The sequence below is a fragment of the Mycobacterium sp. DBP42 genome, from assembly GCF_005924235.1.
Taxonomy (GTDB): domain Bacteria; phylum Actinomycetota; class Actinomycetes; order Mycobacteriales; family Mycobacteriaceae; genus Mycobacterium; species Mycobacterium syngnathidarum.
Map to the genome: position 1 here is coordinate 39,371 of NZ_VCMY01000006.1, position 18,876 is coordinate 58,246.

The window sequence follows — 18,876 nt, forward strand, 5'->3', positions numbered from 1 at the left end:
GCGGTAGGGTAAATCGCCGTGCACCTCAAGAGTCTGACGCTGAAGGGCTTCAAGTCCTTCGCTTCGCCGACGACTCTGCGTTTCGAACCCGGCATCACCTGCGTCGTCGGCCCGAACGGGTCGGGCAAGTCGAACGTGGTCGACGCACTGACCTGGGTGATGGGCGAGCAGGGTGCCAAGACCCTGCGCGGCGGCAAGATGGAGGACGTCATCTTCGCCGGCACGTCCTCGCGGGCGCCGCTGGGCCGCGCCGAGGTGACGCTGACCATCGACAACTCCGACAACGCGCTGCCGATCGAGTATTCCGAGGTGTCGATCACCCGCCGCGTGTTCCGTGACGGCGCAGGCGAATACGAGATCAACGGCAGCAGCTGCCGGTTGATGGATGTTCAGGAGCTGCTCAGCGACTCCGGCATCGGCCGCGAGATGCACGTCATCGTCGGCCAGGGCAAGCTCTCGGAGATCCTGGAGTCGCGTCCCGAAGATCGCCGCGCCTTCATCGAGGAGGCCGCCGGGGTGCTCAAGCACCGCAAGCGCAAGGAAAAGGCGGTGCGCAAGCTCGACTCGATGGCGGCGAACCTTGCCCGCCTGACCGACCTGACCACCGAGCTGCGCCGTCAGCTCAAGCCGCTGGGCCGTCAGGCCGAGATGGCCCGGCGCGCGGCGACGATCCAGGCCGATCTGCGTGATGCCCGGCTGCGCCTGGCCGCCGACGATTTGGTGCGGCGGCAGGTTGAGTTCCACAACACCAACCAGGCCGAGACCACGCTGCGCCGCGAGCACGATGAGGCGACCGTCCGGCTGGAGGCATCGACCGTCGAACTGCAGGCGCACGAGGCCGCCGTCGCTGAACTGACCCGCCGCGCCGAAGCGGCCCAGCAGACCTGGTTCCGAGCCTCGGCCCTGGCCGAACGGTTGAGCGCGACCGTGCGTATCGCGACCGATCGGGCCCAGTTGTTCGAGGCCGAGACCGAGGTGTCCACCGGACAGGATCCCGAGGCGCTCGAAGCCGAGGCCGACGAGGTTGCCGAGCTCGAAATGGAGCTGCTCGGCGAGCTCGAGGAGTCGCGCATCGTGTTGGAGACCGCCCGCGCCGAGCTGGCCGAGCGTGAGCAAATCGCCGCCGAGGCCGAGCGGGCGCATCTGGCGGCCGCTCGGGCCGAGGCTGACCGGCGTGAAGGGCTGGCCCGGTTGGCCGGTCAGGTCGACACGATGCGCACTCGGGTCGAGTCGATCGACGACGGGGTCATGCGCCTGTCGGTGAACATCGAGGAAGCCGCCGCCAAAGCCCAACAGACGCAGGCCGAATTCGAAACCGTGCAGAACCGCGTCGGCGAGCTCGACGCCGGGGAAGTGGGCCTGGATGACCAGCACGACCGCTCGGTGGCAGCGCTGCGGCTCGCCGACGAGCGGGTTGCCGAGCTGCAGGCCGCCGAGCGGGCCGCCGAACGGCAGGTGGCTTCGCTGCGGGCCCGTATCGAGGCTCTCTCGGTCAGCCTGGACCGGCGTGACGGGGCCGCCTGGTTGCAGAAAAACCACAGTGGCACAGGCCTTTTCGGCACCATCGGCGAGTACCTGAAGGTACAGCCGGGGCATGAGGTGGCGGTGGCGACGGTTTTGGGTGCCGCTGCCGACGCATTGGCGGCCGAGGATTTCGGGGTGGCCGCGGCTGCCGTGGCTGCGCTCAAAGAGTCCGACGGCGGCCGGGCGGCGCTGCTGCTGGGGGACTGGAGCGGCAACGGCTCGGCACCGTCAGGGGTGTTGCCCGACGGGGCGATCTGGGCCAACGACGTGGTCAGCGTTCCGGACCGGCTGCGCCCGGCGATCACCGCGATGCTCGCCGGGGTGGCGGTGGTGAGCGACCTGGCCACCGGAGTGCGGCTGGTATCGGGCCGGCCGGACCTGCGTGCGGTGACCGCGGATGGTGACCTGGTCGGCGCCGGGTGGATCAGCGGCGGCTCCGACCGCAAGCCGTCCACACTCGAGATCAGCGCTGAGATCGACAAGGCCCGAGCGGAACTGGAGATCGCCGACCGGCAGACCGGCGAGCTCGCCGCTGCACTGTCGGGGGCGCTCGCCGAGCAAGCGGCCCGGCAGGAATCGGCCGAAGAGGCGATGGCCGCGCTCAACGAATCCGATGCCGCGATTTCGGCGATCTATGAGCAGCTGGGCCGCTTGGGACAGGATGCCCGTGGGGCCGATGACGAATATCAGCGGCTGGTTCGTCAACGTGACGAGCTCGAGGCCGCACGCGGCAAGACGGTGGAGGAACTCGCCGAGCTGGAGTCGCGGTTGCACAACGCCGAGCAGCTGCCGACCTTCGAGGCCGAGCCGGTGGACCGGCAGACCACGGTAGCCGCTGCTGAGGCGGCGCGCTCGGTCGAGGTGGAGGCCCGGCTGGCGGTGCGTACCGCCGAGGAGCGCGCGAACGCGGTTCGCGGACGCGCTGATTCGCTGCGCCGGGCGGCTGCTGCCGAGCGCGAGGCCCGAGTGCGCGCGCAACGTGCCCGGGAAGCGCGCGAACACGCCGCGCGGGTGGCGGCGGCAGTGTCGGAGTCCGGCCGCGTGGTGGCCCAGCGCTTGAGCGCCGTGGTGTCGGTGGCTTCACGGATGCGCGACGAGTTGGCCACCGAGCGTCAGATGCGCGCCACCGCGCTGTCGCAGGTGCGCGACACGGTCAACGAACTCAACGCGCGGATCACCGCGCTCACCGACTCCCTGCACCGCGACGAGATGGCCAAAGCGCAAGCGGCACTTCGTATCGAACAGCTCGAAGCCCAGGTGCTCGAACAGTTTGGTATGCCCGCCGCCGACCTGATTGCCGAGTACGGCCCGCAGGTCGCGTTGCCGCCCAGCGAGCTGGAGATGGCGGAGTACGAGCAGGCGCGCGAGCGCGGCGAACAGGTAATGGCGCCCGCCCCGATGCCGTTCGACCGGCCGATGCAGGAGCGCCGGGCCAAGAAAGCCGAGCGTGAGCTCTCCGAGCTCGGCCGGGTCAATCCGCTTGCACTGGAAGAGTTTGCGGCGTTGGAAGAGCGCTACAACTTCTTGTCGACCCAGCTGGAAGACGTCAAGGCCGCGCGCACCGATCTTCTCGACGTCATCGCTGATGTCGACACGCGCATCCTGCAGGTGTTCACCGAGGCCTACGTCGACGTGGAGCGCGAATTCGAGCAGGTGTTCGCCACGCTGTTCCCCGGCGGAGAGGGTCGGCTGCTGCTGACCAACCCGGCCGACATGCTGACCACCGGCATCGAGGTGGAGGCCAGACCGCCGGGCAAGAAGATCAAACGACTGTCGCTGCTGTCCGGTGGTGAGAAGTCGCTGACCGCGGTGGCGATGCTGGTGGCGATCTTCCGGGCCCGGCCCTCTCCGTTCTACGTGATGGACGAGGTCGAGGCTGCCCTCGACGATGTCAACCTGCGCCGCCTGATCAGCCTTTTCGAGCAGCTGCGGGAGAAGTCCCAGCTGATCGTGATCACCCACCAGAAGCCCACGATGGAGGTGGCCGACGCGCTCTACGGTGTGACGATGCGCGGCGACGGCATCACCACCGTGATCTCGCAGCGCATGCGGGGACAGGAACTGGCAGCCAACCCGAGCTGACTCGGTTGCCGCGCCGATCGGTCGCTCGGCGCGGGCCCTATGCCGCGTCGGAATGTCCCGAACGGTGCTGCCGGCGCGACTTGCCTTGCGTATCGCTGTCTTTCGTGCCCCTGGTTCCGGTTTTCGGGTGGGCTGACTTGCCGTCATCGAAGCGATGGTGTGCGCGGGCCCGACGAGGTGGATCTTGGGGCGCATCCGCCTGTGCGTGGGTTGCACCAGCGGACGGCTTCTTGGAGATCAGCGGCCGTCGCAATGACCGGACATGCTCGGCCTTCGATGTCGGCTGTTGCTTGTCCTGACGCCGCGGCGCCTCGAACTCGGATTCGGCCTTGTCGCCCGGCGTGGTTTTCACCTCGGCATCCGGTGTGCCGACTCCGGCCTGCGGCCCGGCGATGTCGCTGCGCTGCTTTGCTGCCGCAGCGTCGGGCGCGAGCCGATCGGGAGCCGGCTTTTCCACTGTGCCAAGGGTTTCTGTGTCGGTATCGGCCGTTTTGATGCCCAGGTCGGTGAGCGCGTTGCGCACCCCCTCCTTGGCCGCAGCTCTCAGGTCCGAGGCCAGTTTGTCCAGATCGATGCGAGGTAGCAGCCCGGCTCGGGTCGGAACGCCCATGTTCTCCGGTGTGCGGTCGTAGCCCAGGTCGATGAGCACCCGCAGGGTCGGCTCGGCCAGATCGAGCAGTGGGTCGAGAATTCCGATGGTGCGCAACGGCTGCAGCAGCGGCAGGTGCTCGGTGTGAACCAGGTAATAGGTGGTGTTGCCGGACGTGTAGGACTGGTAGGTGGTCGGATCGTCCAGGTCGATCACGGACGACCCGTAGTTCGGATGCAGGTAGAAGTAGCCCATCAGGGCGTTGAGGTCGGCCAGCAGATTCAGTGGGTACTTGGGGAAGTCGGCGATCAAGTCGTACTCACGGGCCACGTCGATCGTCTGGTACTCGTCGTCCGGGGTGGCACCGTCGAAGGTGACCCCGAGGATCGGGATGTGCAGCCCTTCGAACCGGGCCAGAATTCCGCCGTTGGGCCGATTCGGGTTGGCCACGAACACGAACGAGAGTTCGTCGGGTGAGGGCACGGCCGCACCCTGGGCGCGGAGTTCGGCCAGGTTGCGCTTCTCCCGGGTGGCGATGTTGGCGCTCTGCGAATAGCCCACGACGATCTTCTCACCGGGGGTCGCCAGGACGGCGTTGTTCAGGCCGAGCACGCCACGAGCCACCGAGGTGTCGAAGCTGACATCGGTCAGGCCGGTGGCCGGCCAGAAGTGCTCCGGTGTCTGCACCCAGTCAAGGTCGTCGTCTCCGAGATGCCAGTCGGACAGATAGGTGCTGTTCACCTGGTCCACGTAGGTGCCGGCGCCCCATTGGTGCGGATCTCCCAGCGCTTTCATCCCGGTGCCACCCATGATCAGTGCCGTTGCCGCCAGTTGTACGAGCGTGGTCATGCTGGCCGTCAGCACCAGCCCGACCGTCCCGGACACGGCGACCAGCGTCAGTGCCAGCCCCCGAAGCGCGCGAATGTGCATCTTTGCCCCTCCCTTTTTTCGCGAGAAATCCCAAGGGAAAGACCACGTGCCCACCGGATGCTGAAGCCATTCCCGACCCGCTTTGGATCGTGGACCACGTTTACGGTGCGTGTCAGCGAATTGAAAAAAGTCGCATAAAAAATGAATTATGCAGCTCAAGATCGAAGAAATATAAAATGGCGGGCCACACAGCTAAGCCGTAGAGGAAATCTACGGCTGGCGAGACAACGTTTGAGCTCGTGTGTGGAGGCGAGGAAATGCCGCTGTGGTACGTGAGTGTACCGTCATTTTGTGCCGTGCGGAATACCGATTTTTCCCACCGACGCAGGAATGTGCCGGGCCGGTCGCACCGGGTGGTACGCGGGGCCGGTCGTGCCCACGTCAGCGCCCTGAGACAATGGCGGACGTGACAGAAGGTGCGTTGTTGGGTCTGTGGATCGCCATCGCGGTCGTAGCCGTTCTGGTCGTCGTGGCGCTCGTCGTGGGGCTGGTCCGCTACCGGCGGCGGCGGATCAGCCTGTCGGGGGGTGACGGCACCAAGCCGATCGACCGCTCGGGCGGTTACACGGCTTCTTCGGGTATCACGTTCAGCCAGTCGGGCACGCCGACGGTCGAACGTCTCGACACCACCGGAATGCCCGCGGTCGGCGATGACGCAACCATTCCTCGGGATGCGCCCAAACGCACCATCTCCGATGTTCAGCTGCCCGAACCGCCGGTTGAGCCGCAAACGCCGCAGCCGCCGGCCGAACCGGAAGTGGTGGCCGAACCGGCCGAACCGGAACCGGCCGAACCCGAACCGGCCGAACCGGCACCGGCTGAGGTGCAAGATCCGGTCGCCGCCGCGGTCGAGGAAATCGCCCCGCCGGAAGGGCGAATGGACCGGCTGCGCGGCCGGCTGGCCAAGTCGCAGAACGCGTTGGGCCGCAGCATGCTCGGATTACTGGGCGGCGGCGATCTCGACGAGGACTCATGGGAGGCCGTCGAGGACACCCTGTTGATCGCCGACCTCGGCCCGGTCGTCACCGCCTCCGTCGTCGGGGCCCTGCGCGAGAAGATGGCCGCAAAGAACGTGCGCAGTGAAGCTGACGCCCGCGCGGTACTGCGCGAGGTGCTGATGTCGGAGCTTCGGCCCGATCTGGACCGTTCCATCAAGGCTCTGCCTCATGCGGACAAGCCGTCCGTGTTGTTGGTGGTGGGTGTCAACGGCACCGGCAAGACCACCACGGTGGGCAAGCTGGCGCGGGTGCTGGTGGCCGATGGCCGCCGCGTGGTCCTCGGTGCCGCCGACACGTTCCGTGCCGCGGCTGCCGACCAGTTGCAGACCTGGGGTTCGCGGGTGGGGGCTGACGTGGTGCGTGGGCCCGAGGGGGCCGATCCGGCGTCGGTGGCCTTCGATGCCGTCGATGACGGGATCAAGACCGGGGCCGATGTCGTCGTGATCGACACCGCCGGCCGCCTGCACACGAAAACCGGCCTGATGGACGAACTCGGCAAGGTCAAGCGCGTGGTCGAGAAGCGTGCCGCCGTCGACGAGGTGCTGCTGGTGCTCGATGCCACCATCGGCCAGAACAGCCTGCCGCAGGCCAAGGTGTTCGCCGAGGTCGTCGACATCACGGGGGTGGCGCTGACCAAGCTCGACGGCACCGCCAAGGGCGGGATCGTGTTCCGGGTCCAGCAGGAACTCGGAGTCCCGGTCAAGCTCGTCGGACTCGGCGAAGGTCCCGACGACCTCGCCCCGTTCGAGCCGGCAGCGTTCGTCGACGCTCTGCTGGGCTGACGCCGTCCCCCGGGGCGGTGAGACTGGCGCAACATGAGTGTAACGGCGATCCGGGTTGCGTTCACGTTGACGAAACGTGAGCGCATCACCGATGAAACGCCTGCGAACGAACCTCATCGGGAGGCCGATCTTTCGGCGCACTTCCCAAGGAGGTTCACACAAAGTGGTCTTAGCCCTACCTGACGAATCGTTCGCCGCATTCGACAGCGGCGACACGGCGTGGGTGCTCGTCAGCGCCGCATTGGTGTTGCTGATGACGCCGGCGCTGGCGTTCTTCTACGGCGGCCTCTCCCGGCAGAAGTCCGTGCTCAACATGATGATGATGTCCTTCGGAGCTATTGGCGTGGTCAGCGTCATCTACGTGCTGTGGGGCTACTCGATGTCCTTCGCCTCGGCGCACACCGGCGGATCCGACATCGCTGGGATCTTCGACAACCCCTTCTCGCTGTTCGGTCTGACCCAGTTACTGGAGACCCGGGAGATCGGCGGCCAGGAGCTGCATGTCATCGGTGGGTTCGGGTCTGTCCCGGCGATCGTGTGGGTGGCTTTCCAGCTCACCTTCGCGGTCATCACCGTCGCGCTGATCAGCGGCGCCCTGGCCGAACGCGTCAAGTTCGGCACTTGGCTGCTGTTCACCGGGATCTGGGTCACCGTGGTGTACTTCCCTCTGGCCCACATGGTTTGGGGCGGCGGCCTGTTGTCGGGCAACGAGCGCGGCTTCGCCTCTTGGTTGTTCGGAACCACAGTCGGTGATGACGGCACGGCGGCGGCCACGGTGGCTCCCATCGACTTCGCCGGTGGCACGGTGGTGCACATCAACGCAGGTATGGCCGCGCTGGTGCTGGCGATCCTGGTCGGCCGGCGCCGCGGATTCGGCAAGATGGCCTTCCGGCCGCACAACATTCCGTGGGTCATGCTCGGTGCCGCACTGCTGTGGTTCGGCTGGTTCGGATTCAACGTCGGTTCGGAAGGCGCTGCCGATGCCACCGCCGGCCTGGTCTGGATCAACACCACTGCCGCCACCGCCGCCGCGATGCTGGGTTGGCTACTGGTCGAGCGCCTTCGCGACGGTCATCCGACCAGCGTCGGTGCCGCTTCCGGAATCGTGGCCGGTCTGGTGGCCATCACCCCGGCCTGCGGCGCGCTCAGCCCGATCGGATCGCTGTTCCTGGGAGCGATCGCCGGTGCGCTGTCTGCTCTGGCCATCGGTCTGAAATACAAGTTCGGTTACGACGATTCGCTCGATGTGGTCGGTGTGCACCTCGTTGCCGGTTTGTGGGGCACGATCGGAATCGGCTTCTTCGCCACCGAATCCGGCCTGTTCTACGGCGGCGGCGTCAAGCAGTTGGTCGTCCAGATCGTGATCGCGGCCGCGGCAACTCTATTCACCGCGGTGATGACTGCCATCATTGCTTTGGCCCTCAAACCGCTGGGCTGGCGTGTCGCAGAGGAAGATGAGGCGACCGGTATCGATGAGACCGAGCATGCGGAAACGGCTTACGAGCTCGCCTGATCGGGAACAATTGCCCTGGAAGGGATGGAATTTATGAAGCTGATCACTGCGATCGTCAAGCCGTTCACGCTCGAGGATGTCAAGACCGGGCTCGAGCAGACGGGCATTCTGGGAATGACGGTCAGCGAGGTACAGGGCTACGGCCGTCAGAAGGGCCATACCGAGGTCTACCGCGGTGCCGAGTACTCGGTCGATTTCGTACCGAAGGTTCGGGTGGAGGTCGTGGTCGACGATTCCGCGGTCGACAAGGTTGTGGATGTCATCGTGCAGGCCGCACGCACCGGCAAGATCGGCGACGGGAAGGTATGGGTCAGCCCGGTCGACACCGTGGTTCGGGTGCGTACCGGTGAACGGGGAGCTGACGCGCTGTAGCCGGGGCGTCTGTGAGACGTCTTCTCCCCGGCCAGCACTCGCGTGAGCATTATCCGGTGATCGGCCGGGGAGGAGTCGAGATGACAGAGAACAGACCAGAAGTCGGGGCCTCTCCTCGGGAGGCCCCGGCGCCGTCCCGGCCCGCCAATGACCTGGCCGCGGCGGTCCAACAGTTGCTCTCCGGCGGATCGCGTCAACTGGATGCGGCTGCCCTGCGGCACGCCTTGCTCGATCTCCATGAATTCTGGCTCGCCACAAAGGCTGCCGAGATCGGGATCACCGCCACCAGTGGATTCTCCATCGTGGCCACCGGTGGTCTGGGGCGCGGCGAGATGTTGCCGTACTCCGACCTCGACTTGACGTTGTTGCATGACAACATGCCCGTCGAACTCGTCTCCGAGGTCGCTGAGAAGCTTTGGTACCCCTTGTGGGACGCCAATATTCGAATCGACCACAGCGTGCGTACGGTGCCCGAGGCGCTCAATGTGGCCGGTGAGGACATCTCGGTGGGCCTGGCCATGCTGGACGCACGCCACATCGCCGGTGACGCCGACCTGTCGGCGTTGCTGGTCGGCGGGGCGCGCCGACAGTGGCGGATCGGAATCGCCTCGCGGTTCGACGAACTCGTCGAGCACGCACAGTCGCGGTGGGAGCGCAGCGGCCAGATCGCGCACCGCGCCGAGCCGGATCTGAAGTCCGGCCGGGGCGGTCTGCGGGACGTTCAACTGCTCAACGCGCTCGCGATCGCACAACTGGCCGACGTGTATCCGAGTCGGGCGCTGGCCTCTCCGACCAGGACCCTGGGCGATGCCCACCTGGCGCTGCTGAATGTGCGCACCGAACTACACCGGGCTTCCGGCCGGGGCCGGGAGTTGTTGCTGGCCCAGCACGCCGACGAGATCGGCGCGGCGTTGCGGATCGGGGACCGATTCGACCTGGCCCGTACCCTCTCGGATGCGGCCCGCACCGTCAGCTACTACGTCGACTCCGGGATCCGCACCGCCGCCAACGCCCTGCCGAAACGTGGGTTTGCCGCGTTGCGTCGCCCGGTGCGCCGGCCGCTCGACGAAGGGGTGGTCGAATATGCCGGCGAGGTGATCCTGGCCCGCGACGCCCGTCCGCAACGTGACCCGGGCCTGATCCTGCGGGTCGCGGCCGCATCGGCCGGCACCGGGCTGCCGATGGCGGTGTCCACCTTGAGCAGGCTGGCCGAGACTGCACCGGAACTGCGCACGCCGTGGCCGCGGCAGGCCCTCAAGGACCTCCTGGTCCTGCTCGCGTCCGGGCCCGCCGCCGTGGCCACCATCGAGGCCCTGGACCGGACCGGTCTGTGGGGCCGACTGTTCCCCGAGTGGGGTGCGGTACGGGATCTGCCGCCGCGGGACGTGGTGCACATCTGGACCGTCGATCGCCACCTGGTTGAAACCGTCTCGCGCGCGGGCGCTTTCACCACCCGGGTGTCGCGTCCGGATCTGCTGCTGCTGGGTGCGCTGTGCCACGACATCGGCAAGGGTCGCGGCGGGGACCACAGCGTGATCGGTGCGGAGTTGGCCACGCAGATCGGCACCCGGCTGGGCCTGTGGCCCTCCGACATCGAGGTGCTGTCGAAGATCGTCCGCTACCACTTGCTGCTGCCCGACACCGCAACGCGACGAGATCTGCAGGACCCCAAGACCATTGACACGGTAGCCGCCGCGCTCGGTGGGGACATGGTGCTGCTGGAGCTGCTTCACGCCCTGGCTGAGGCCGATTCGCTGGCCACCGGGCCCGGGGTGTGGGGGGATTGGAAGGCATCGCTGATCGGTGACCTGGTCAGACGGTGCCGTCTGGTGATGGCGGGTGAACCGTTGCCGCAGCCTGATCCCGTCGAGCCGCGGTTCATGGAGCTGGCCGCAAACGCCGGTGTCCATGTCGAGCTCACCCCGGGCGACGGCCCGCACATCCACAACGTGACGATGATCGCCGCGGACCGGCGGGGCCTGCTGTCGAAGGCCGCCGGCGTGCTGGCGTTGAATTCCCTGCGGGTCCACTCGGCATCGGTCAACAGTCACGACGGTTCGGCGATCAACACCTTCGTGGTCTCACCGCACTTCGGTGCTCCGCCGCCGGCCGAGCTGCTGCGCCAGCAGTTCATCCTGGCGCTCGAGGGCGAACTGGACGTCATCGGTGCGCTGCAACGGCGCGATCAGGAGGCCGCTCAGCATCCGGCCGGCCGCGCCGGCGAGATCCTCGCCTCGGTGCCGGCCAACCACGTGCCGCCCCCGCCGCGCATCCTGTGGTCCACCGGGTCCGAGCCGTCCGATCTGATCGTCCAGATCCGCACAGCCGACCGGGCGGGTCTGCTGGCCAGGCTCACCGCGGTGTTCGAACGGGACGGCGTCGACATCGCCTGGGCCAAGGTGACCACGCTGGGGTCTTCGGTGGTCGACGTGTTCTGCATCAACGCCCCGGCACTGGCCGCCGATGAGGCCGGCCGGGCGGCGTTCCGCGAGGAGCTGGAGCGCGACATGCTCGCGATCCTGCCCGCCCCGCCGCCGAAACCGGCCAAAGCGGTGGAGCAAGCGGGCTGACCGGTTGAGCGGGCCGGCCGGTGGGCTCACCACCCCGCCCCGACCCGGCCGCTAGGCTTACCACGTGTTTGAGAGCCTGTCTGACCGGTTGACCGGAGCCCTGCAGGGCCTACGCGGCAAGGGGCGGTTGACCGACGCCGATATCGACGCCACGGCGCGCGAGATCCGGTTGGCACTGCTCGAGGCTGACGTCTCGCTGCCGGTGGTGCGTGAGTTCGTCGCACGGATCAAGGATCGCGCCAAGGGCGCCGAGGTCTCGGCCGCGCTGAATCCCGCGCAGCAGGTGGTCAAGATCGTCAACGAGGAGCTCATCGGCATCCTCGGTGGTGAAACGCGCCAACTGAACTTCGCCAAGAACCCGCCGACGGTGATCATGCTGGCCGGTCTGCAGGGTGCCGGTAAGACCACTTTGGCCGGCAAGCTGGCGAAATGGCTCAAAGGACTCGGGCACACCCCGTTGCTGGTGGCGTGTGACCTGCAGCGGCCCGGCGCGGTCAACCAGCTGCAGATCGTCGCCGAGCGTGCCGGCGTGGCTGCCTTCGCCCCGCATCCGGGCACCGGCCCTGATGGCGAGGTCAGCACAGCGGTCGGTGGGCTCGGAGATCCGGTGGCAGTCGCTTCGGCCGGTCTGGCCGAGGCCCGTGCCAAGCACTTCGACGTGGTCATCGTCGACACCGCCGGCCGGCTCGGTATCGACGAGGAGCTGATGGGTCAGGCCGCGGCCATCCGCGACGCCGTGAAGCCCGATGAGACCCTGTTCGTGCTCGACGCGATGATCGGTCAGGACGCCGTCGCCACCGCCGAGGCCTTCCGTGAGGGCGTCGGCTTCACCGGTGTCGTTCTGACGAAACTCGACGGTGACGCCCGCGGTGGTGCCGCGCTGTCGGTCCGCGAGATCACCGGCGTGCCGATCCTGTTCGCCTCCGCGGGGGAGAAGCTCGAAGACTTCGACGTCTTCCACCCCGACCGCATGGCCAGCCGCATCCTCGGCATGGGCGATGTGCTCACCCTCATCGAGCAGGCCGAGCAGGTCTTCGACCAGCAGAAGGCCGAGGAGGCCGCAGCCAAGATCGGCTCCGGTGAGCTGACGCTGGAGGACTTCCTCGAGCAGATGCTGGCGATCCGCAAGATGGGTCCGATCGGCAACCTGCTGGGCATGTTGCCCGGGGCCGGTCAGATGAAGGACGCGTTGGCCGCGGTCGACGACAAGCAGTTGGACCGCGTGCAGGCCATCATCCGCGGCATGACCCCCGCCGAACGGGCCGATCCGAAGATCATCAACGCCTCCCGGCGGCTACGCATCGCCAACGGCTCCGGTGTCACGGTGTCGGAGGTCAACCAGCTGGTGGACCGGTTCTTCGACGCCCGCAAGATGATGTCGTCGATGGCCGGCCAGATGGGCATGCCGTTCGGCCGCAAGAACTCGCCGCGCAAGGCGGCCAAGGGCAAGAACAAGCAGGCCGGCAAGAAGAAGGGCCGTCAGTCAGGGAAAGGTCCGACCCCGCCGCGCAACCCGTTGGGTGCCGGGATGCCGGCCGGCTTCCCCGACCTGTCGAACATGCCCAAGGGCCTGGACGAATTGCCGCCCGGCCTGGCCGATTTCGACCTGTCCAAACTGAAATTCCCGGGCCAGAAGTAGTTCGGTGCTGCACCTGCGCGGACGCGCCCTGCCCGACGGCGAGCCCGTCGAGTGGTGGGTCGCCCACGGGGTGCTGTCGGCGGAACCGATCGCCAACGCCGACACGGTCTTTGACGGTGGCTGGATCATTGCGGGTCTGGTCGACGCGCACTGCCACGTGGGTTTGGGGCCCGGCGGCGCGGTGTCGCTGGACGAGTCGGTGGTGCAGGCCGAGATCGAGCGCGACGCCGGTGCGCTGCTGCTGCGCGATGCCGGATCGCCCGTGGACACCCGTAGCTTTGACGATCGCGAGGACTTGCCGCGCATCATCCGGGCCGGGCGGCATTTGGCCCGCCCCAAGCGCTATTCGCCGGGTTTGCCGATCGACATCGAGGACGAGTCGCAACTGCCCGCTGCCGTCGCCGAGCAGGCGCGGTGGGGTGACGGCTGGGTGAAGCTGGTCGGCGACTGGATCGACCGGGGTGTCGGGGACTTGGCGCCGCTGTGGTCTGACGAGGTCCTCAAGGCGGCGATCGCCGCCGCTCACGCCGAGGGGGCACGGGTGACCGCGCACGTGTTCGGCGAGGATGCGCTTCCGGGGCTCATCAACGCCGGTATCGACTGCATCGAGCACGGCACCGGGATCACCGACGCCACCATCGAATTGATGCTGGAGCACGGCACGGCGCTGGTACCCACACTGATCAACATCGACAACTTTCCCGGGATCGCCGACGCGGCAGGCAAGTACCCGACGTATGCCAAACACATGCGGGATCTGTATGCCTCTTGCCGCGGCCGGGTCGGCGCGGCCTACGAGGCGGGGGTGCCGATTTTCGCGGGTACCGATGCCGGCGGGATGATCGCCCACGGTCGCATCGCCGACGAGATCGAGGCGCTCAAGGGCATCGGTATGAGCCCGACCGCAGCACTGGGCGCGGCCAGTTGGGATGCCCGGGCCTGGCTGGGCCGGCCCGCGTTGGAGCACGGGGCACCGGCGGATCTGGTCTGCTACACCGAGGATCCGCGTCTCGGCGGTGTCAGCCACCCAGATCTGGTGATCTTGCGCGGCAAAGTCTGGCGTTGATCCCGCGCCGAGGACGCAGAAGTGTGAGTGGACCGCGCCGCCAGCGCAGAATCGAAGGCTAGTAGACGTCGCGCAGGTAGCGGTGGGTCTTGATCAGGTCGTTGACGTAGGCGTGCGCGGCGTCGGCGTCCATGCCGCCGGCGTCGGCGATGATCTGGTGCAGGGCGGCATCGACATCCTTGGCCATACGGTCGGCATCACCACACACGTAGAGGTACGCGCCGTCCTGTAGCCAGCTGAACAACTCGGCCGCGTTCTCTCGCATCCGGTGCTGCACATACACTTTCGTGCTCTGATCGCGGGAGAAGGCCACGTCGAACCGGGTGAGCGTGCCGGAGTCGGCGAAGCCTGTCAGCTCCTCGCCGTACAGGAAGTCGGTGGTGCGGCGCCGGTCCCCGAAGAACAGCCACGAGCGGCCCGGCGCGGCGGTGGCCCGACGTTCCTGCAGGAAAGCCCGGAACGGCGCGATGCCGGTGCCAGGGCCGATCATGACGATCGGCACATCGGCTGCGGGCAGCCGGAAATGATGGTTGGGGCGCAGGTGAACTCGAACCGTCTGAGTGCGTTCGGCCAGATAGGTCGAGGCCACACCGCCATATCGGCGGTCGGTGCCCGGGTAGCGCACGGTGCCCACGGTCAGATGCACGCTGTCGGGGTGCACCAGCGGGCTCGAGGCAATCGAGTAATCGCGGAACTGTAACGGGCGCAACGTATCGATGACGTCTTCGACGGTGAGGTCGGCGCGCCTGATCAGATCGAGGACGTCCTCGCCGTAGGCCGCCGGGCCCGCCAGGTCCTGGAGTGCGCGTGAGGGGGTGCGGATCTCGAACTGCTCGGCGAGCAGGACCCCCAATGTCTCCTCCGCCTCGGCTACCCGGTACTCGGGGCCGACATTGAGTTCGGTCAGGATCGCCGCGACGAGGTCGGGGTCGTTGACGGCGTGGACGGCCAGTGAATCGCCTGCCTGGTAAGCGATCCCGGAGTCCGTGAGGTCCAGCTCGTAGTGACGCACCTCCTTGTGGGAGTCTGCTGCGGTGAGCAGCCGATTCACCGTGAGGGGAGCAGCGTGATGAGGATTGCGTTCCTGCGCGCGAAGCGGGGGCTCGGCAGGCGAGGTCTCGAGGACGGAGACGGTGGCGGTCGGGCCGGCGTGGGCGGCCACGAGTTGTTTGACGAGATCGGTGGTCCAGGCGGCGGCGGGTTCCTCGTAGTACCCGTCCACGTCGACGCGGTCGGCCAGCCGGGTGGCGCCGAGCTCTTCGAGCCGGGCATCGAGGAGTTTTCCTGCGTTGCAGAACAATTCGTAGGACGTGTCCCCAAGGGCGAGCACAGCGAAACTCATGTGCTCCAGCCGCGCGGTCGCGGCGCTGATCGCTTCCCAGAACAGTGTGGCGGTGTCGGGGAACTCGCCGTCGCCGAACGTGGACGTGACGACGATGAAATGCGTTGTGGTGCCGAGACGGTCTAGCTCCACCTGGTTGAGTTCGACGGCCTCGGCGGGAATTCCGGCGGCCGTGGCGGCTTCGGCGAACGACATGGCTGCGTCTTCGGCGTTGCCCATGTCGGTGCCATAGGCGACCACCAGCGAGAATTCCCGGTCGGACACATCGGCTCCCTTCATCGCGTGATCCACGCCGAATTTAGGGTTACCTTAGTTTGGAGCGAGTCCCGCTGGGGCCCTACCTTTTAGCGCCGGCGCTCATGGTCAGCGTGAGAAGCCGTAGTCGAACAGGTCGATCGCCTGACCGTAGAGATCGCCCGTGCCGTACATCTGGACCACGACCAGGCGCCGGTTACCGCGTTGCGCCGCGCCCACATAGGTCTTGCGGGCCAGATCGGTATATCCGGTCTTGCCGGCGATGTCGCCGGGGTAGCGCTGGAGCAGTTCGTTCTGGTTGGTCAGCGTCTTGCCCGGGAATTGCGCCGTGGGTTGGCGCATGATCTGTGCGATCAGCGGATACCTCAGCGCCGCGCGCAGGATCACCGCGAGGTCGTGTGGGGTGGTGACGGTCTCCCAGCCGGGCCCGTCGAGTCCCGATGGTGAGGATGCCCGGGTGTTGCGGGCGCCGACACTGGCCGCCTTGCGCGTCATCGCCGCCACGGTGGCCGGTTGGCCGCCGAGCATGTCGGCAAGCATGTTGGCCGCGTCGTTGCCCGACACCATGAGCAGCGCTTCGAGCAGCTGGCGGGTGGTGTAGGGCTGCCCCGGCACGAGGCCCACGCACGAGCATTCGACCTTGGTGTGCGACTGGTTGGCCCGGGCGAAATTGTCGGGACGGAGGTGGTCGAGCACGACCATCGCCAACAATGGCTTGATCGTGCTGGCCGGGGCGTACGAACCGTTGGGATCTTTGGACGCCAGCACCTGGCCGGTGTCCATGTCGGCGACGAGCCAGGCCTTGGCGGGCCCGTCGGGAATCTGCGCGCCTGCCGGCTGAACGCCCGGCTGCGCGTTCGCGGCGGGGGTGACCGCGAGCACCGCGCCGAGGGCGAGCACGGTCGCCGCGAAACGTCGTCGCACGGAGCTAGACGCTACGGATCACAGGACTCGGTCAGCGTGCGATCAGGTCTCCGTATGGTTGCGGCGCCGGAGTGCGGCATCAGCCCGCTACAGCTGGCTGATGCCCGCCGAGCGGTCCTGCGCGAAACCCCAGTCCAAGAGGCTGGTGGCCTGGTCCCAGTAGGTCGGGCCACCTTCCTTGACCAACCCGTACATCATGGCGATCACCAACCGGCGGCCGTCGCGCTGTGCAGCGCCGACGAACGTCTTGCGAGCCACATCGGTGAAACCGGTCTTACCGCCGAGCATGCCTGGATAGCGGCCCAACATCTCGTCCTGGTTGACCAACGTGACCGGTCCCGTGGCGCCTGGGAAGGACGCCGATGGGGATGACGTGATCGCCGCGAACGTCGGATTCGCCAGCGCGGCGCGGAAGATCACGGCCAGGTCCCGCGGCGTGGTGGACCCATCGATGCCGGGGCCGTTCAGACCCGATGGTGACCCGGCATGGGTGGCGTTCGCGCCGAGCGCGGCGGCCTTGGCGTTCATCTTGGCCACTGCGGAGTCGGTCCCGCCGAGCAGGTGCGCCAATGTGTTGGCGGCGTCGTTGCCGGACACCAGCAGTGCCGCATCCAGTAGCTGCCGCATCGTGTAGGTGCGTCCGGCTTTGATCCCGACGCAGGTGCACTCGACCTTGGCGTCGGCTTCGTCGGCGACGACCGTCGCATCCAACGGAAGCTCGTCGATGGCCACCAGCGCCAACAGAGTCTTGATGGTACTGGCGGGGGCGTGCGGAACGTATTGATCTCTGCCGGCCAGGATCTGCCCGGTATCCATGTCGGCGACGATCCAGGCCGGGGCCGGGCCGTCCGGGATGGGCGTCGCGCCGACCTGCTGCACGCTGCTGTCGGCGAAGGCGGCAGGGGAACCGGGTAGAGATGTAGGGAGAAGTGCAGCGAGACACAGCGAGATCGCGCCGACGAGCCTGCCCATGTCCATTGACCCTAGTGGCACAATCCGCGTGCATCGGTGTGTGAGGAAGATCCGACGAATTCGAGGTGTGAAACCGTGGCCGAGACCGCCGCTATGCCGGAGGCCGAACGTAAGTGGATGATCGACACGCTGCTGGCGTTGCTGCAGACCCCGAGTCCGTCGGGACGCACAGACGCCGTGATGCAGTTGATCGGCGATACTCTCAACGATTTCGGTGTGCCGTTCACGTTGACCCGGCGCGGTGCGTTGACCGCCGAACTGCCTGGTGAGTCGCCAACGATCGACCGAGCGCTGGTGGTGCACTCCGACACCATCGGTTGCATGGTCCGAAATCTGAAGGACAACGGTCGCCTCGAATTGGTCCCGGTCGGCACATTCTCCGCACGGTTCGCTGCGGGTGCGCGGGTGCGCATCTTCTCCGACGACCCCGACGAGTTCTTCACGGGCACGATCATGCCGCTCAAGGCCAGCGGGCACGCCTACGGCGACGAGATCGACACCCAGCCCACCGACTGGGATCACGTCGAGGTGCGGGTGGACCGAAATGTGTCGACGCGTGCGGATCTGGAACGGCTGGGTCTGAACGTCGGTGACTTCGTCGCGCTGATCGCCAGCCCCGAACTCACCCAGGACGGCTTCGTGGTGTCGCGGCACCTCGACGGGAAGGCCGGGGTGGCGGTCGCGCTGGCCCTGGCCAAAACCATCTCGGAGCAGAAGATCGTGCTGCCGCACCGCGCCACGCTGATGGTGACCATCACCGAGGAAGTGGGGCACGGTGCCAGCCACGGACTTCCGCCCGACGTGGCCGAGTTGGTCTCGGTGGACAACGCGGTCTGCGCCCCCGGACAGCACTCGATAGAACACGGCGTGACGATCCCGATGGCCGACCTGCACGGCCCGTTCGACTATCACCTGACCCGCAAGCTCTGCCGCCTGGCCGAGGGCCAGGGCATCCCGTTCGCGCGGGACGTGTTCCGCTACTACCGGTCCGACGCGGCGGCTGCCATCGAGGCGGGCGCAGGGACCCGGGCGGCGCTGGTGGGGTTCGGTCTGGACGGCAGCCACGGCTGGGAACGGACGCACCTGGACTCGTTGGAGGCCACCTACCTACTGCTGAATGCCTGGCTGCAGACACCGTTGACGTTTGAGGCATGGGATTCCAGCCCGACCGGTGCGTTGCGTGACTTCCCGTCCTCGAAGCAGCCGGCCCCCAGTGAGCAGTGGGTGCCGTTGTCCCGCGGCGACTTCACCGAGCCGGGGCACGCCTCGCCAGGGACGCATTGGCCGCCGTCGGAGGGCCCTCAATCCTGACCTGGTG

General features: G+C 67.3%; 12 protein-coding genes. 8 read left to right on the top strand and 4 right to left on the bottom strand.

All coding sequences use genetic code 11. The features are described 5' to 3' along the window. Positions 1-18 precede the first annotated feature (18 nt). Positions 19-3,606 (top strand): chromosome segregation protein SMC, encoded by a 3,588-nt coding sequence (gene smc, locus E0T84_RS08965; protein ID WP_070947141.1) that lies wholly within the window; start codon positions 19-21, stop codon positions 3,604-3,606. Positions 3,607-3,643: 37 nt separating this feature from the next. On the opposite strand, the gene E0T84_RS08970 is transcribed toward smc, so the two are convergent. Continuing rightward, positions 3,644-5,125 (bottom strand): PE-PPE domain-containing protein, encoded by a 1,482-nt coding sequence (locus E0T84_RS08970; RefSeq protein WP_138744250.1) that lies wholly within the window; start codon positions 5,123-5,125, stop codon positions 3,644-3,646. Between the two features lie 397 nt (positions 5,126-5,522). Between E0T84_RS08970 and ftsY the strand changes: the two genes are divergently transcribed. The 6 genes from ftsY to E0T84_RS09000 all read left to right on the top strand — a co-directional run bounded on the left by ftsY (position 5,523) and on the right by E0T84_RS09000 (position 14,065). Then, positions 5,523-6,905: a signal recognition particle-docking protein FtsY gene (ftsY, locus tag E0T84_RS08975; protein WP_171054958.1), complete on the top strand. Its 1,383-nt coding sequence runs from the start codon at positions 5,523-5,525 to the stop codon at positions 6,903-6,905. A 163-nt stretch (positions 6,906-7,068) separates the two neighbouring features. Further along, positions 7,069-8,418 carry an ammonium transporter gene (locus E0T84_RS08980; RefSeq protein ID WP_070187883.1) on the top strand — a complete coding sequence of 450 codons (1,350 nt, stop codon included), beginning with the start codon at positions 7,069-7,071 and terminating at the stop codon, positions 8,416-8,418. Between the two features lie 33 nt (positions 8,419-8,451). Beyond that, the gene (locus tag E0T84_RS08985) at positions 8,452-8,790 is read left to right on the top strand and encodes a P-II family nitrogen regulator (protein WP_003881099.1); all 339 of its coding nucleotides are present in this window, start codon (positions 8,452-8,454) and stop codon (positions 8,788-8,790) included. Between the two features lie 80 nt (positions 8,791-8,870). Then, positions 8,871-11,360 carry a [protein-PII] uridylyltransferase gene (locus E0T84_RS08990; RefSeq protein WP_138744251.1) on the top strand — a complete coding sequence of 830 codons (2,490 nt, stop codon included), beginning with the start codon at positions 8,871-8,873 and terminating at the stop codon, positions 11,358-11,360. A gap of 64 nt (positions 11,361-11,424) precedes the next feature. Then, positions 11,425-12,999: a signal recognition particle protein gene (gene ffh / locus E0T84_RS08995; RefSeq protein ID WP_070187885.1), complete on the top strand. Its 1,575-nt coding sequence runs from the start codon at positions 11,425-11,427 to the stop codon at positions 12,997-12,999. A gap of 4 nt (positions 13,000-13,003) precedes the next feature. After that, positions 13,004-14,065, top strand: coding sequence for an amidohydrolase family protein (locus E0T84_RS09000; RefSeq protein ID WP_138744252.1), 1,062 nt, complete (start codon positions 13,004-13,006; stop codon positions 14,063-14,065). A 58-nt stretch (positions 14,066-14,123) separates the two neighbouring features. Here the strand turns inward: E0T84_RS09000 and E0T84_RS09005 are convergent, their stop codons facing one another. The 3 genes from E0T84_RS09005 to E0T84_RS09015 all read right to left on the bottom strand — a co-directional run bounded on the left by E0T84_RS09005 (position 14,124) and on the right by E0T84_RS09015 (position 17,558). Continuing rightward, positions 14,124-15,686, bottom strand: a complete 1,563-nt coding sequence (locus tag E0T84_RS09005; protein ID WP_138744253.1) for a sulfite reductase flavoprotein subunit alpha — start codon at positions 15,684-15,686, stop codon at positions 14,124-14,126. An 84-nt stretch (positions 15,687-15,770) separates the two neighbouring features. Next, positions 15,771-16,586, bottom strand: coding sequence for a D-alanyl-D-alanine carboxypeptidase (locus E0T84_RS09010; protein ID WP_070187887.1), 816 nt, complete (start codon positions 16,584-16,586; stop codon positions 15,771-15,773). An 87-nt stretch (positions 16,587-16,673) separates the two neighbouring features. After that, a complete protein-coding gene (locus tag E0T84_RS09015; protein WP_070188026.1) occupies positions 16,674-17,558 on the bottom strand; it encodes a D-alanyl-D-alanine carboxypeptidase family protein in 885 nt (294 codons plus the stop codon). A gap of 75 nt (positions 17,559-17,633) precedes the next feature. Here E0T84_RS09015 and E0T84_RS09020 point away from each other — a divergent pair, with 75 nt between their 5' ends. Next, positions 17,634-18,869, top strand: a complete 1,236-nt coding sequence (locus E0T84_RS09020; RefSeq protein ID WP_070187888.1) for an osmoprotectant NAGGN system M42 family peptidase — start codon at positions 17,634-17,636, stop codon at positions 18,867-18,869. The last annotated feature ends 7 nt before the right edge of the window (positions 18,870-18,876 follow it).